12 protein-coding genes and 2 pseudogenes are annotated in these 14,117 nt (G+C 61.8%); 2 read left to right on the top strand and 12 right to left on the bottom strand.

Annotation, left to right across the window (positions count from 1 at the left end):
- Nucleotides 1–57 precede the first annotated feature (57 nt).
- Nucleotides 58–1,671: a methyl-accepting chemotaxis protein gene (locus OH720_RS12815; RefSeq protein ID WP_272605908.1), complete on the top strand. Its 1,614-nt coding sequence runs from the start codon at nt 58–60 to the stop codon at nt 1,669–1,671.
- 132 nt (nt 1,672–1,803) lie between these two features.
- Here the strand turns inward: OH720_RS12815 and ilvD are convergent, their stop codons facing one another.
- A complete protein-coding gene (gene ilvD / locus OH720_RS12820) occupies nt 1,804–3,486 on the bottom strand; it encodes a dihydroxy-acid dehydratase (RefSeq protein ID WP_272605909.1) in 1,683 nt (560 codons plus the stop codon).
- 459 nt (nt 3,487–3,945) lie between these two features.
- Here ilvD and mqo point away from each other — a divergent pair, with 459 nt between their 5' ends.
- Nucleotides 3,946–5,589, top strand: a complete 1,644-nt coding sequence (gene mqo, locus OH720_RS12825) for a malate dehydrogenase (quinone) (protein ID WP_272605910.1) — start codon at nt 3,946–3,948, stop codon at nt 5,587–5,589.
- A gap of 297 nt (nt 5,590–5,886) precedes the next feature.
- On the opposite strand, the gene OH720_RS12830 is transcribed toward mqo, so the two are convergent.
- The 11 genes and pseudogenes from OH720_RS12830 to OH720_RS12880 form a co-directional block, all read right to left on the bottom strand.
- Nucleotides 5,887–6,339, bottom strand: coding sequence for a hypothetical protein (locus OH720_RS12830; protein WP_272605911.1), 453 nt, complete (start codon nt 6,337–6,339; stop codon nt 5,887–5,889).
- Nucleotides 6,340–6,415: 76 nt separating this feature from the next.
- The gene (locus OH720_RS12835) at nt 6,416–6,910 is read right to left on the bottom strand and encodes a PaaI family thioesterase (RefSeq protein ID WP_272605912.1); all 495 of its coding nucleotides are present in this window, start codon (nt 6,908–6,910) and stop codon (nt 6,416–6,418) included.
- 26 nt (nt 6,911–6,936) lie between these two features.
- Nucleotides 6,937–7,077 carry a hypothetical protein gene (locus OH720_RS12840; RefSeq protein WP_272605913.1) on the bottom strand — a complete coding sequence of 47 codons (141 nt, stop codon included), beginning with the start codon at nt 7,075–7,077 and terminating at the stop codon, nt 6,937–6,939.
- A gap of 29 nt (nt 7,078–7,106) precedes the next feature.
- A complete protein-coding gene (locus OH720_RS12845) occupies nt 7,107–8,285 on the bottom strand; it encodes a trans-sulfuration enzyme family protein (protein ID WP_272605914.1) in 1,179 nt (392 codons plus the stop codon).
- On the bottom strand, nt 8,282–9,658 hold the full coding sequence (locus OH720_RS12850) for a pyridoxal-phosphate dependent enzyme (RefSeq protein WP_272605915.1): 1,377 nt from the start codon (nt 9,656–9,658) through the stop codon (nt 8,282–8,284). The genes OH720_RS12845 and OH720_RS12850 overlap by 4 nt, the downstream gene beginning before the upstream one ends.
- An 882-nt stretch (nt 9,659–10,540) precedes the next feature.
- Nucleotides 10,541–11,203 carry a glutathione S-transferase family protein gene (locus tag OH720_RS12855; RefSeq protein WP_272606443.1) on the bottom strand — a complete coding sequence of 221 codons (663 nt, stop codon included), beginning with the start codon at nt 11,201–11,203 and terminating at the stop codon, nt 10,541–10,543.
- A gap of 97 nt (nt 11,204–11,300) precedes the next feature.
- Nucleotides 11,301–12,317 (bottom strand): annotated as a pseudogene (locus OH720_RS12860) (TonB-dependent siderophore receptor); the annotation flags it as partial.
- A pseudogene (locus OH720_RS12865) lies at nt 12,316–12,393 on the bottom strand (sigma-70 family RNA polymerase sigma factor); the annotation flags it as partial. The pseudogenes OH720_RS12860 and OH720_RS12865, both read right to left, overlap by 2 nt.
- A 119-nt stretch (nt 12,394–12,512) precedes the next feature.
- On the bottom strand, nt 12,513–12,971 hold the full coding sequence (locus tag OH720_RS12870) for a MarR family winged helix-turn-helix transcriptional regulator (RefSeq protein WP_272605916.1): 459 nt from the start codon (nt 12,969–12,971) through the stop codon (nt 12,513–12,515).
- A gap of 138 nt (nt 12,972–13,109) precedes the next feature.
- Nucleotides 13,110–13,562 carry an Ohr family peroxiredoxin gene (locus OH720_RS12875; RefSeq protein WP_272605917.1) on the bottom strand — a complete coding sequence of 151 codons (453 nt, stop codon included), beginning with the start codon at nt 13,560–13,562 and terminating at the stop codon, nt 13,110–13,112.
- 63 nt (nt 13,563–13,625) lie between these two features.
- Nucleotides 13,626–14,078, bottom strand: a complete 453-nt coding sequence (locus tag OH720_RS12880) for an Ohr family peroxiredoxin (protein WP_272605918.1) — start codon at nt 14,076–14,078, stop codon at nt 13,626–13,628.
- Nucleotides 14,079–14,117 lie beyond the last annotated feature (39 nt).

The following is a 14,117-nucleotide window of genomic DNA, read 5'->3' on the forward strand; positions in this document are numbered from 1 at the left end:
TGCCATTCGCGGTGGCCGTTGGCCAACCAACATACGTGCCAGGAGAGGAACCACAGAGTGTCCATAAAACTGCGTTTACTGTTGTTGATCGGGACGGGGTTGCTGACCGCGTTGATCATGAGCCTGGTCGGTTACCTGGGGACTGCCCGGCTGGCGGATGCGGTGCAAGACAACGACATCGGCATGAGCGTGCTGCGCAATCACCTTGAAGCCGACATGATGCACGACGCCCTGCGCGCCGACGTGCTGGCGGCGATGCTGGTGGGGCTGGGCAAAAGCACCAGCAGCAAGGCCGAGGTACGTGGCTCTATCGATGAACACGCCGCGCATTTTCGTGAAGTGCTGGGTGAAAACCTCAAGCTGGCGGTGAACGACAGCCTCAAGGACGCCCTGAACCAGATCAAGCCGAGCCTCGACACCTACATCAGTGCCGCCGAGCGCATGGTGGTCCTGGCACTGGAAAACCCCGAGGCCGCGCAACAGCAATTGGCCGCCTTCAACAGCGCGTTCAGCCAGCTGGAGGCACAGATGGCGGCCCTCAGCGAGCGCATTGAACACAACACCCAGCAGACCAGCCAAGGCACAACGCAAGCCATCAGTAACGCCAACCTGACCTTGGGCGGCGTACTGGTCGCCAGCCTGGTGTTGCTGCTGGTCCAGGGACGCTGGGTGATCCTGAGCATCATGAGCCCGCTGCGGGCGGCCAGCCGCATCGCCGAGCGCATCGCCCATGGCAACCTGAGCGAGACGATTGTCGAGCCCGAGTACAAGGACGAAGCCAGCACCCTGATTCGCAGCCTGGCGACCATGCAGCGTGATCTGCGCGGCATGATCGAAGTGGTGCGCAGCAACGCCCATGGCGTCAGCGGCATGAGCACTCGACTGAGCGATGGCTGTCACCAGGTGGCCGGCAGCAGCCAGCAGCAAAGCACGGCCGCCAGCACCATGGCCGCCGCTGCCAGCGAAATGACCGCGAGCATCGAGGAAATCACCCGGCATGCCGAACGCGCGCTGGACATGGCCAACCAGGCCGAGGCGCTGGCCAAGGATGGCGGGCGGGTGATCCATCAGGTGGTCAGCGACATGGACGGCATCGCCCGTTCGGCGCAGCAGTCAGCGCAGGTGATCCGCACGCTGGACAAGGAATCCGAAGGGATTTTCAGCATCATCCAGGTGATCAAGGGCATCGCCGACCAGACCAACCTGCTGGCGCTCAACGCCGCCATCGAGGCCGCCCGCGCAGGCGAGCAGGGGCGTGGTTTTGCCGTGGTGGCCGACGAGGTGCGCAGCCTGGCGGGCCTCACCAGTGCCTCCACCCAGGAAATCGCCGCCATGGTCTCGCGCATCCAGCAAAGTACCCACCAGGCGGTGATCAGCATGGAGGAGGGCGTGGCCCAGGTCGACAAAGGCATGGCCGTGACCGCCGACGTCGAGCGCGCCATCCGCGAAATCCTCGAGGCCACGCTCAACACCACGCAACTGGTCAACGACATCAGCCGCACCATCGGCGAGCAGAGCCTGGCCAGCAATGAAATCGCCCATCAGGTGGAGATGATCGCCGGCATGTCGGAAGGCAACAGCAAGGTGATTGGGCAGACGGCTTTGACGACGGATGAGTTGTCTTCGCTGGCGGGGAAACTGTCGCAGTCGGTGGATCGCTTTCGGCTTTGATACATCCTTTTATTTTGCGCTGCCTTTAGGGCCCCATCGCGAGCAGGCTCACTCCTACATTTGGAATGCATTCCATTGTAGGAGTGAGCCTGCTCGCGATGGCAACAGACCAGACAACACAAACCCAGAGTCTTAAAGGTACTTATCCGTCACCGCCCCCTCCGAAGCACTCGACACCGTCTTCGCATATTTCGCCAACACCCCGCGCTTGTACTTCGACTCCGGCCGCACCCAGGAGGCCTTGCGCCTGGCCAGCTCGGCATCGGTCACATCAACGGTGATCTGCCGGGTTTGCGCATCGATGGTGATCCGGTCGCCATCTTCAATCAACGCAATAGGCCCACCTTCAAACGCCTCCGGCGTGATATGCCCCACCACGAAACCATGGGAGCCGCCGGAAAAACGCCCATCGGTGATCAGCGCCACTTCCTTGCCCAAACCCTTGCCCATCACCGCCGACGTCGGCGAGAGCATTTCGCGCATGCCCGGCCCGCCCTTGGGTCCTTCGTAGCGAATCACGATCACGTCGCCAGCCTGCACTTCGCCGTTGAGGATGCCCGCCAGCGCGCCTTCCTCGCCGTGGTACACACGGGCCGTGCCTTCGAACCGCAGGCCTTCCTTGCCGGTGATCTTGGCCACGGCGCCGGTGGGCGCTAGGTTGCCGCGCAGGATCACCAGGTGCGAGTCCTTCTTGATCGGCTGGTCGAAGGGCAGGATCACGTCCTGGCCGGCAGGGTAGTCGGGCACGTTCTCGAGGTTTTCCGCCAGGGTCTTGCCGGTCACGGTCAGCACATCGCCGTGCAGCATGCCGGCGGCGAGCATGCGCTTCATCAAGGGCTGGATGCCGCCAATGGCCACCAGCTCGCTCATCATGTATTTGCCACTGGGGCGCAGGTCGGCCACCACCGGGGAAATCTTGCCCAGCTCGACGAAGTCATCCAGGGTCAGCTCGACATCCACGGCATTGGCCATGGCCAACAGATGCAGCACGGCATTGGTCGAGCCGGCGAGGGCGATCACCACGCGGATGGCGTTTTCGAAGGCCTTGCGGGTCATGATGTCCCGGGGCTTGAGGTCAAGCTTGAGCAGTTCCATGACTTGCTGGCCGGCACGGAAACTGTCCGAAGCCTTGTCGCTGCCCACGGCGTCCTGGGAACTCGAACCGGGAAGGCTCATGCCTAGCGCCTCGATGGCCGAGGCCATGGTGTTGGCGGTGTACATGCCGCCACAGGAACCGGGGCCGGGAATCGCCACTTCCTCGATCTGCTTGACCTGGATCTCGCTGATGTCACCGCGCGCGTGCTGGCCCACGGCTTCGAACACGGAAATGATGTCGGTGTGGCCGGCGCCCGGGCGAATGGTGCCGCCATAGACGAAGATCGAAGGGCGATTGAGCCGCGCCATGCCAATCAGGCAGCCCGGCATGTTCTTGTCGCAACCGCCCACGGTCACCAGCCCGTCAAAGCCTTCGCAACCAACCACCACTTCGATGGAGTCGGCGATCACCTCGCGGGACACCAGCGAATACTTCATGCCTTCGGTGCCGTTGGCGATGCCGTCGGAAATGGTGATGGTGTTGAAAATAACGCCTTTGGCGCCCGCGGCGTTCGCACCTTTCTCCGCTTCGATCGCGAGTTTGTCGATGTGCATGTTGCAGGGCGTGACCATCGCCCAGGTGGAGGCGATGCCGATCTGCGGTTTCTTGAAGTCTTCGTCGGTAAAGCCCACGGCACGCAGCATGGCGCGGGCGGGTGCGGCCTCCACGCCGTCGATCACCTGGGAGGAATATTTGCGCAGATCGTCTTTGTCGCTCATGGCTGTTCCCCACATGTTTATCCGATGACCTGTGAGTATAGTCACCACCTGTAGGAGCCAGGCTTGCCGGCGAAGGCGTCCGAAAGCCCAGCGCAATGTTCAAGGACGCCTTCGCCGGCAAGCCTGGCTCCTACAAGGCCCTGCGCCAACAGATCCATCACCCGCGGGCCGGCCTTGTCGTGATATTCTTGGCAACAACTTGGTTTGATCTATTCAGTTTTCCTGTCCTCGAGACGGGCGAGCAGAATCACTGTCGCTCAAGTAGCTGAAGCCAAAAAAGATAAAAAGTCAGTTCAGTAGGGACATATAACTGGGGTCGATGCAGTCAGTCGGCCTTGTGTGCCCACCTTCCAGCCGTCATGTGCGAGAACCTGCGGCAGACTTGCCTGAATGCCGTAAAACAAGCGGCTCGCGATTGCAGTTGGAAGGGTGGATGGCGTTTTATCATAGGTGCTACAGATGTTTAAGAAAGTGAACACGGCCCTGCTGGGGCTGGCCTTGTCGTTGGGGATGACGACAGCCCAGGCCGAAGAGGCCAAGAAAGTCGACGTGCTGTTGATCGGCGGCGGCATCATGAGCGCAACCCTCGGTGTGTGGCTCAATGAGCTGGAACCCGGTACTTCGATGGAAATGATCGAGCGCCTGGACGGCGTCGCCCAGGAAAGCTCCAACGGTTGGAACAACGCCGGTACCGGTCACTCCGCCCTGGCCGAGTTGAACTACACCCCGGAAGACGACAAGGGCAATGTCTCGATCCCGAAAGCCGTTGAAATCAACGAAGCCTTTCAGATCTCCCGTCAGTTCTGGGCCTGGCAGGTTCAGCAAGGCGTGCTGAAGAACCCGCGTTCGTTCATCAACTCCACACCGCACATGAGCTTCGTGTGGGGCGATGACAACATCAAGTTCCTGAAAAAGCGCTACGAAGCCCTGCAAGCGAGCCCGCTGTTCGCCGGCATGCAGTACTCCGAAGACCCGGCTGTGATCAAGAAGTGGGTCCCGCTGATGATGGAAGGGCGTGACCCGAACCAGAAAATCGCGGCCACCTGGTCTCCGATCGGTACCGACGTGAACTTTGGCGAAATCACCCGCCAGTTCGTTGCTCACCTGCAAACCACGCCGAAATTCGACTTGAAGCTGTCCAGCGAAGTGCAGGACATCACCAAGAACGCCGATGGCAGCTGGCGCGTCAGCTACAAAAACCTGAAAGACGGCAGCAAGTCCGAAACCGACGCCAAGTTCGTGTTCATCGGTGCCGGCGGCGGTGCTTTGCACCTGCTGCAGAAGTCCGGCATCCCAGAAGCCAAGGAATACGCAGGCTTCCCGGTAGGCGGCTCGTTCCTGGTGACCGAGAACCCGACCCTCGCCGAACAACACCTGGCCAAGGCCTACGGCAAGGCTTCGGTTGGCGCACCGCCGATGTCGGTTCCGCACCTGGACACCCGTGTCCTGGATGGCAAGCGCGTGATCCTGTTTGGCCCATTCGCCACCTTCAGCACCAAGTTCCTCAAGGAAGGTTCGTACCTGGACCTGCTGACCACCACCACCACGCACAACGTGTGGCCAATGACCAAGGTCGGCATCAAGGAATACCCGCTGGTCGAGTACCTTGCCGGTCAACTGATGCTGTCGGACGAAGACCGCCTCAACGCCCTGAAGGAATACTTCCCGAATGCCAAGGCCGAAGACTGGCGCCTGTGGCAAGCCGGCCAGCGCGTGCAGATCATCAAGCGTGACGAAGCCGCCGGTGGCGTGCTGAAACTGGGCACCGAAATCGTCGCTTCGCAAGACGGCACCATCGCCGGCCTGCTGGGCGCGTCCCCAGGCGCTTCGACCGCCGCACCGATCATGCTGACCGTGCTGCAGAAAGTGTTCAAGGACAAGGTCGCGACCCCGGCCTGGCAGGAAAAGCTGCATCAAATCGTGCCGAGCTACGGCACCCAGCTCAACGCCAGCCCTGAAAAGGTTGCCGAGGAATGGGCCTACACCGCCAAGGTGCTGGAACTGACCCCGCCACCTGCGATCGGCCAGGCTGTTGCTCCGGCTGTCGAGGCTGAGAAAGCCAAGGCACCGAAAGAGAATGCTGCGGCGGACATGGCGCTGTAACTGAGCGCCTGAGCAAAAAGCCCACTGAGCCAGGGATGGCCAGTGGGCTTTTTTGTATCCCCTGTCTGTTTCATCTGATCCGTATTTTTCATCGCTTTCTGACGCTGTAATGCAATCAGCCAGAGCCCCACAATGACGGCAAATTGCGCAGCGGTAGCCGCGGTGCACCGCACTTTCGAAATGTAGGAGGCTCTATGGGCAAGATGGCGATTTTCCTCGGTGGTTTTCTGGTGTTGACCATTCTGATTGGCGTGCTGGCAACGATTTCGCCAGTGTGAGGCCAGCGGGTACAAGCGCCTACTTCGCCGGGGCTTGTTGCTTGATGTTCCCGCAGAAAATATCGACGTTGCCGTCAGTCGCAGCGGTTCGCACGACGATGTGATAGTCACCGGCCAGCAACACAGGCAGGGCCACGGGCACGCTTCTGGAGAACGTCCAGCCGCGAATCGGTTGGCGTTCGGTGTTGACCTTGTCATTCATGGCATACGCGACAGGGCCGGGTTGCTCGCAGCTGCCTTTGTTGATGAAGCTGTAGAGGCGCAGGGGCAGGGCGGCGCCGCTTGGAACGCCGCTGATGAAGAAACTGAGTCCGGTTTGCTGGTCCCATTCGGACAATGCGACATTGCCGATCTGCCCGGTGTTTTGCCGGGTGGCAACCAGGGTGACCGACACGCTCTCCCTGGATGAGGTGGCGCAGCCGAACAGGCTGGCGCCAATGATTAGCGCCGCCAGTGAATGTCTGAGCTTCATGGCCAAACTCCTGTGGTGAATAACGGCAAGTGGAGATTAGCGGGTATAGCTCATTTATCGAGTGCTCGCGGCACACCTACCGCCCGTGCGCGGTGTCTGCCAGTTGCGCGGTATCGACTCGTACGAAGATGGAGTCGCCCACCGCGGTCAGCACGTCCCCGGCGAAGACTTCGCAGATGACCCGGGTCTTGCGTCCGACCTCACCCTCCACCCGCGCCCGCAGGGTCAGCGGGATACCCATCGGCGTCGGCTTGATGAACTTGATGCCGAGGTTGCCGGTGACGCAATTGATGCGTGGCAGGCTGGCGGGGTCGCGGTTTTCCGCGCGGTAGTGATAGGCCATTACTGCCCAGTTGGAATGGCAATCGACCAACATGGCGATCAGTCCGCCGTAGACCAGGTCCGGCCAGCCGCAGTACATGGGATCCGGCACATGCTCCGCCATGACATGCACGCCGTCCTCATGCCAGTAGCTCTTGATGTGCAGCCCGTGGGGATTGCTGCTGCCGCAGCCGTAACACACGCCATCGGGCGCGGCGGCGTCTTGCAGGGAGGTGTCGAGGTTGGACATGTGTGGATTTTTCCGAAAAATTCAATTTATTGTTTGGTGTCGAACGGGACGCTGCGGTGTAACTGTTGTACCGCGTTATCGTTCTTCGCGCTGTAGGAGCCAGGCTTGCCGGCGAACGGGACACCGCGGTGTAGCTGTTGCAACGCGTCATCGTTCTTCGCCGGCAAGCCTGGCTCCTACAGGGATTTGTGTAACCTTAAATCCGGACCAGCGCCTGCGCCAAGTCTGCACGCAAGTCTTCGATATCCTCAACCCCCACGGACAGCCGCACCAGTGCATCGCCGATGCCCAATTGCGCGCGGGTTTCCACGGGGATGGTGGCGTGGGTCATGATCGCCGGGTGTTCGATCAGGCTTTCCACCCCGCCCAGGCTTTCCGCCAGGGCGAAAATGTGCACGTTTTCCAGGAAGCGCCGGGAACCGGCCAGGTCGGTGTTCAGGTCGACGGAAATCATCCCGCCGAAGCCGCGCATCTGCTGCCGCGCCAGTTCATGCTGCGGGTGCGAGGGCAGGCCGGGATAGTAGACGCGGGAGACTTGCGGCTGACGTTCCAGCCATTGCGCCAGTTCCAGTGCATTGCTGCAGTGGCGCTCCATGCGCAGTGCCAGGGTCTTGACCCCGCGCAGGGTGAGAAAGGCGTCGAACGGTCCGGCGATGGCGCCCACCGCGTTCTGCAGGAAACTCAGGCGCTCGGCCAGCTCGGCGTTTTGCCCAACCACGGCGATGCCGCCGATGACGTCGGAGTGGCCGTTGAGGTACTTGGTGGTCGAATGCAGCACGATGTCGAAACCCAGTTCCAGCGGGCGTTGTATCCACGGGCTGGCAAAGGTGTTGTCGGCCACGCAGATGATGCCGCGGTCGCGGCAGGTGCGGGCGATGGCGGCAAGGTCGGTGAGGCGCAGCAGGGGGTTGCTCGGCGTCTCGACCATGACCATGCGCGTGTCTTCCTGCAAGGCGGCTTCGAAGGCGGCGAGGTCGGTCAGGTCGACGAAGCTGAAGCGATGCCCGGCGCTGCGCTGGCGGACCTTGTCGAACAGGCGGAAGGTGCCGCCGTACAGGTCATTGCCCGAGACGATGTGCGAGCCGGCGTCTACCAGTTCCAGCACCGTGGAAATGGTCGCCAGCCCCGAGGCGAAGGCAAAGCCCCGGGTGCCGCCTTCAAGGTCGGCCACGCAACGTTCCAGCGCCCAGCGCGTCGGATTGTGCGAACGCCCGTAGTCGAGGCCCTTGTGCACACCGGGGCTCTGCTGCAGGTAGGTGGAGTTGGCGTAGATCGGCGGCATCAGCGCGCCGGTCGAAGGGTCCGGCGTTTGCCCTGCATGGATCACGCGGGTGGCGAAGCCCCGTGGCGGGGCATTTTCATCGTGCTGACTCATGGCAGGGATCTCCGCAGGTGATTGAGCATGTCGGTTCGGGTGATCAGGCCGTGGAAACCCGAGGCATCCTGGATGATCGCCACCAGTCCACGGCCCAGTTCCGCCTCCAGGTCCGCCAACGAGGCGCCGGGGGACAGGGTTTGCAGTTTGTCGGTCATGGCGCTGGATACGGTCGCGCGAAAGTGCGTAACGTCTTCATGCACGCCCAGCAGGATGTCGGACTCGTCGATCACGCCGACCAGTTTTTTGCCGTTCACCAGCACCGGCAATTGCGAGACATCCGCCAGGCGCATGCGCTGGAACGCGGTGAGCAGGGTGTCATCGGGGCCGACGCTGATCACCCGGCCGTCCTCGAAGCGCCGTGCGATCAGGTCGCGCAGGTCGCCGTACTGCTTGCTTTTCAGCAGGCCCTGATCGTTCATCCACTGGTCGTTGTAGACCTTCGACAGGTAGCGGGTGCCGGTGTCGCAGACGAAGCTGACCACCCGTTTCGGTTGGGTCTGCTCGCGGCAATAGCGCAATGCCGCCGCCAGCAGAGTGCCGGTCGACGAACCGCCGAGAATGCCCTCGGCACGCAGCAACTGGCGGGCATGATCGAAGCTTTCCTCGTCGCTGATCGAGTAGGCATGGCGCACGCTGGACAGGTCGGCGATCGACGGAATGAAGTCTTCGCCGATGCCTTCCACCGCCCAGGAGCCGGGGGTGGGGAGGGTGCCGCTGCGGCTGTATTCGGCCATCACCGAGCCGACCGGATCGGCCAGGACCATTTCCAGTTCCGGTTGCACGCGGGCGAAGAACCGGGTCAGCCCGGTCAGCGTGCCGGCCGAACCCACGCCGACCACGATGGCATCGACATCATGCTGGGTCTGCGCCCAGATCTCCGGCGCGGTACTGCACTCATGGGCCAGCGGGTTGGCCGGGTTGTTGAACTGGTCGGCGAAGAAGGCGTCGGGGATTTCACTCGCCAGGCGCCCGGCAACGTCCTGGTAATACTCCGGATGGCCCTTGCCGACATCGGAACGGGTGATGTGCACCTCGGCGCCCATGGCCTTGAGGTGCAGGACCTTCTCGGTGGACATCTTGTCCGGCACCACCAGCACCACCCGATAACCCTTGGCGCGGCCGACCAGTGCCAGGCCCAGGCCGGTGTTGCCGGCCGTGGCTTCGACGATGGTGCCACCGGGCCGCAGGCGGCCGTCGCGCTCGGCGGCGTCGATCATTGCCAGGCCGATACGGTCCTTGATCGAACCGCCGGGGTTCTGTGATTCGAGCTTGAGAAACAGCGTGCACGGGCCGGTATCGAAACGGCTGACGCGGACCAGGGGGGTGTTGCCGATCAGTTCGAGTACGGCAGGGCGGGAGTCGTTGGGCATGTCGTCACCTCGTTGCGCTAGCACAATGGATGGACAAAAAAGGCCGGCGTCGGGTTGTCGCGCCGGTCGTGACAATGTTGTGTCTGGACCATAGGCCGGGATTGCCAGACTCGCAACCGTCCGATCGAAAGTGTCCGCTGGGATGTATTTGAGAAATGGATTGGGGGTATATCCGTTGCTGCGGTCACGGCGGCTTATGGTTTCGCCCTTACGGCGACTCACTTTTTCAAACGCCAAAAAGTAAGCAAAAGGCTTTGCCCCACCACTCGGTGCCTCGCTAGGGCTCGGCATGCCCGCTCTCCGGCATTGCTCCGTGGGTCGCCGCGATGGGCCGTCCCTGGCCCAGCGCGGCTAAACCGGCGTCCTGCCGGTTTACCCACTGCGCAATACCTGCGTTCGGCCATCGTGGTTAACGGGGCACCCAGATCAAAAACAAAAGCGAGGCGGCCTTAAAGCCGACCTGATCTTTGCTGATACCTCCAATTCCCTGTGGGAGCCAGCCTGCTGGCGATGGACGTCAACGATAACGCGCCCTGTCTGGATGAACTCATTGCCTGGTAATCCATCGCCAGCAGGCTGGCTCCCACAGGGGATCGCGGACAGCCCTGCAATCAGGTCGGCTTTAAGGCCACCTCGCCGTGCTTTGGCTTTTGATTTTCTTGCCCCATCGCGGCGGGCTCTGTAGGAGCGAGCATGCTCGCGAAAAACCTGAGAGCACCACGGGGTGTCAGGCTTCCCACGTCATCGTTGACCACCATCGCGAGCATGCTCGCTCCTACGGGCTTTTCCAAGTGAGTCACCGTAAGGGCGAAACCTTAAGTGGCCGTTACCGCCGGAATGGATATACACCCGATAAGCGCCTCCAGTGTGCGCATGAGGTGGTTAGCGAAACCGTTGGGGTATGGCCTCGGCAAACGGATAGAAGGCAAACCAGGGCCTGGCTTCGTCGATGACGCGCTGGAATGAGGGCCGTTGCGTCAGCCTGTCGAAGTACGCGCTCAGGTGCTGGCAATCGTCGGGGAAGGGCACCAGCGTGCTGGCATAGAACAGGGCCGGGGCGGCCGCGCAATCGGCCAGGCTGAAGTCCGGGCTGGCCACCCAGGTTCTCAAGGCCAGCTGGCGTTCGAGCATGCCGTAGGCCGTCGCCAGCATGGCCCGCTGCCGGCTCAGGTCGCCGTTCGTCGCGTACAGGCGATCGGCGACGATCTGTTGCATCGGTGCCTGCACGTACTGGTCGAAAAATCGATCCCACAGGCGCACTTGCAAGGCGATGTCCCAATCACCGGGCAGCAGGGAGTGCCCACCGGCATAAAAGCGGTCCAGATATTCGATGATGACACTCGATTCCGCCAACCCTTGCGCATGCGTGTGATCGCGGATGACCGGGAACTTGCACAGCGGCCATAACGCCTCGAGTTCCGCCCGGTCCGCCTCGTTGGAAAGATCGATGATGCGCCGCTGGAAGTCGATCCCGTGCTCGTAGAGCGCGATCAGCACTTTGTGGCAAAACGACGACAGCGGGTGGTAATAGAGCGTCAGCGACATCATTCAACTCCTTGGGCGCGATGGCGCCCCACAGGGTGACTGGCAGATTAAGTCGCCAGCGCGGAGTTCGCCACCCCTGCGGGGTTGACGGGGGAGGTCAGAACTGCGGCGTGTACTTCACGCTGAACATCATGTTGCGCGGTTCGCCGAAGTTGTTGTTGCCACTGAGCTGGCTGTATCCCGCCGTGTAGTAGTGCTTGTCGAACAGGTTGTTGGCGTTCAGCGCCAGGCCGATCTCAGGCGTGAGCTGGTAGCCGACGCGGGCACTCCAAACGGTGTAGCCCGGCACGTCGAAGGTGTGTTCATAGCCCAGGGTATGGCTTTGGGTGGTGAAACCCAGCCCGGTGCTGACACGGCTCCAGTCGCCGCTGAACTGGTAGTCGCCCCAGACCCGCAGCATGTGTTTAGGCGTCCAGGCGCTGAAGACCTTGCCTTCGTCGACCGGGTCATCGAGGTACTTGGTGGTGTTGTAGGTGTAGCCGGCAAACAGCTGCAGACCACTGAGCACTTCGCCGCTGATTTCTGCGTCGAGCCCCTGGCTGCGTACTTTCCCCGAGGCTGTCGAGCAGTACCAGCCGTCGCAGGCAAAGCCCGACGTCAGGTCGTTGACCGCACGGTTTTCCTGGTCATAACGGAACAGCGCCAGGGAGGTGTTGACCCGGCCGTCCAGCAGTTCGCCCTTGAGGCCGATTTCGTAGTTGCTGCCGATCACCGGCTTGAGCATCGAGCCGCCGGCGTCGCGCACGGTTTGCGGTTCGAACACGTCGGTGTAGCTGGCATACACCGCCCATTCACGGCTCAGGTCATAGATGATGCCGGCGAAGGGCGTGACTTCTCCGTTTTCGTTGGCGGTGCTTTGCGGATTGGCGCTGACCACGTCGCTGAACGCGACCTGGGTCCATGACTTGTAGCTGAAGTCGTACCAGCTGACCCGCGAGCAGAGCACCAGGGTCAAGGGGTCGAACGGCTTGACCCGCCAGCTGCCGTACAGTCCTTTTTGCCGAATGTCGTATTTGCTAGGGGTTGCCCGGCCTCCGGGGGTATTGAGCAAACCGTCGTAGCTGATTTCGGGGCGGTTGTGGTCTATGCCGAAGATGGTGTCGGTGCTGTCATTGACGCTGGATGTGCTGCAGCAGCCAACGGTGATGATCGCTGAAGAAGCTCAGCTTGCTGGTCGAAGGAGGTTGCACGGTGTTTTTTCCAGATGTTAGTGTAAATCTTTCTCAATAGTGCATTTGAGCAACGAGCCACTGCAATCGGGACTTTTCCTGGCAACCTCTGTGGGTGATCTGTTTTACCGGTTCAGCGTTTATTTATCGGCATTGGTGGTGCGGATCAGGTTGTTGCGCAACGCCACGATCGCCTTCTGCATCTGCACGAAATCGTCGGGATCGAGGCCGGTTTGCGGGAAGCCTTCTTCCGTCAGTTCTGCGCGCAATTGGCGGCCTGCATCGGTCAGGCTGATTCGAACCTGGCGTTCGTCTTCCGGGTCGCGTTGACGTCGCAGGTAACCCATCGCCTCGAGCTTTTTCAGGATCGGGGTGAGGGTGTTGGATTCCAGGAACAGTTTTTCTCCCAGGCTGCCGACGGTCTGGTCGTCCTGCTCCCACAGCGCGACGAGGGTGATGTATTGCGTGTAGGTCAGGCCGAGCCGTTCAAGCATCGGCTTGTAGGCCTTGCCGAAAGCGAGGTTGGTGGAATAGACCGCAAAACACAGGAAGTCGGAGAGCTTGAGATCCAGGGCGGACGTCTTGTCGGTGGTTTTCATGGGGTTTCTCTTGGGGCCGGCTGCGAGATTGTGACTATACATCGTATGCGATGGTGTCGGAAGTGCTCTAACCCGTGCCCTGTAACGGCCGACGGCCGGCTCTCCGGGAAATCCCGGGGGAGCCGGCCGAGCGATGCGTTACGCGGTCAGGACGTTGATGGCGACGTCGATGTTGCCGCGGGTGGCCTTGGAGTACGGGCAGATCGCATCGGCGGTGTGGGCCAGTTCGGTCGCAACCTCGTGTGACAGGCCCGGCACGCGCAGGGTCAGTCGAGCCTGGAGGAAGTAGGCGGCGCCGGTCTGGCCCAGGTCGACTTCGATGTCCACGGCCGTATCGGCCGGCAGCGTCACCTTCGCCTGTTGGGCGGCCAGGCCCACCGCGGCGATGTAGCAGGCCGACCACGCCCCGGCGAACAGCTGCTCGGCCTTGGGATGCGGTTGCACGCCGGTGAACACGTGTGCCGGCGTGGCGCTGCCAGGGGACGACAGTTCGATGTCGAGGGTGCCGTTATGGCCGCGCGAAGTGGTGCCGGCGCTGCTCAGGGTGGTGTGGGTCTTGCCGCTGGCCAGGACTTTTTCGATTTTGCTCATGATGATTTCCTCAGGTTTACCGATTATGTTGTTCGTGTGCGCTAACATCGTATGCGATATTAATTAGGCCGTAATAACGTTCAGGGCAACGTCGATATTGCCGCGTGTTGCTTTGGAGTAGGGGCAGATGGAATCGGCAATGTGCGCCAATTCGGTCGCAACGTCATGTGCCAGCCCCGGCACGCGCAGGGTCAGTCGGGCCTGAAGGAAGTAGGCCGGACCCGTCTGGCCCAGGTCCACTTCGATGTCGACGGCCAGATCCGCCGGCAACGCGATGTTGCGCTCTGCGGCCACCAGGCCGACGGCGGCGGTGTAGCAGGCCGACCAGGCCCCGGCGAACAGTTGCTCGGCCTTGGGGTGCGGCTGGGTACCGGCGAACACGTGGGCTGGCTGGGCAACACCTGGCGCCGACAGTTCGATGTCGAGGTTGCCGTTATGGCCGCGCAAGGTGGTGCCAGCGCTGCTCAGGGTGGTGTGGGTCTTGCCGGTGGCCAGGACTTTTTCGATCTTGCTCATGGGGTGGATCCTCAAGGGTGCGGTCAGGTTTGATTTACT

The sequence above is a fragment of the Pseudomonas sp. WJP1 genome, from assembly GCF_028471945.1.
Classification (GTDB): Bacteria; Pseudomonadota; Gammaproteobacteria; order Pseudomonadales; family Pseudomonadaceae; genus Aquipseudomonas.

Coding starts and splice junctions, on each gene's coding strand:
- ilvD (WP_272605909.1), bottom strand. CDS start 3,486: ATGAGCGACAAAGACGATCTGCGCAAATATTCCTCCCAGGTGATCGAC.
- mqo (WP_272605910.1), top strand. CDS start 3,946: ATGTTTAAGAAAGTGAACACGGCCCTGCTGGGGCTGGCCTTGTCGTTG.
- OH720_RS12830 (WP_272605911.1), bottom strand. CDS start 6,339: ATGAAGCTCAGACATTCACTGGCGGCGCTAATCATTGGCGCCAGCCTG.
- OH720_RS12835 (WP_272605912.1), bottom strand. CDS start 6,910: ATGTCCAACCTCGACACCTCCCTGCAAGACGCCGCCGCGCCCGATGGC.
- OH720_RS12845 (WP_272605914.1), bottom strand. CDS start 8,285: ATGAGTCAGCACGATGAAAATGCCCCGCCACGGGGCTTCGCCACCCGC.
- OH720_RS12850 (WP_272605915.1), bottom strand. CDS start 9,658: ATGCCCAACGACTCCCGCCCTGCCGTACTCGAACTGATCGGCAACACC.
- OH720_RS12855 (WP_272606443.1), bottom strand. CDS start 11,203: ATGTCGCTGACGCTCTATTACCACCCGCTGTCGTCGTTTTGCCACAAA.
- OH720_RS12870 (WP_272605916.1), bottom strand. CDS start 12,971: ATGAAAACCACCGACAAGACGTCCGCCCTGGATCTCAAGCTCTCCGAC.
- OH720_RS12875 (WP_272605917.1), bottom strand. CDS start 13,562: ATGAGCAAAATCGAAAAAGTCCTGGCCAGCGGCAAGACCCACACCACC.
- OH720_RS12880 (WP_272605918.1), bottom strand. CDS start 14,078: ATGAGCAAGATCGAAAAAGTCCTGGCCACCGGCAAGACCCACACCACC.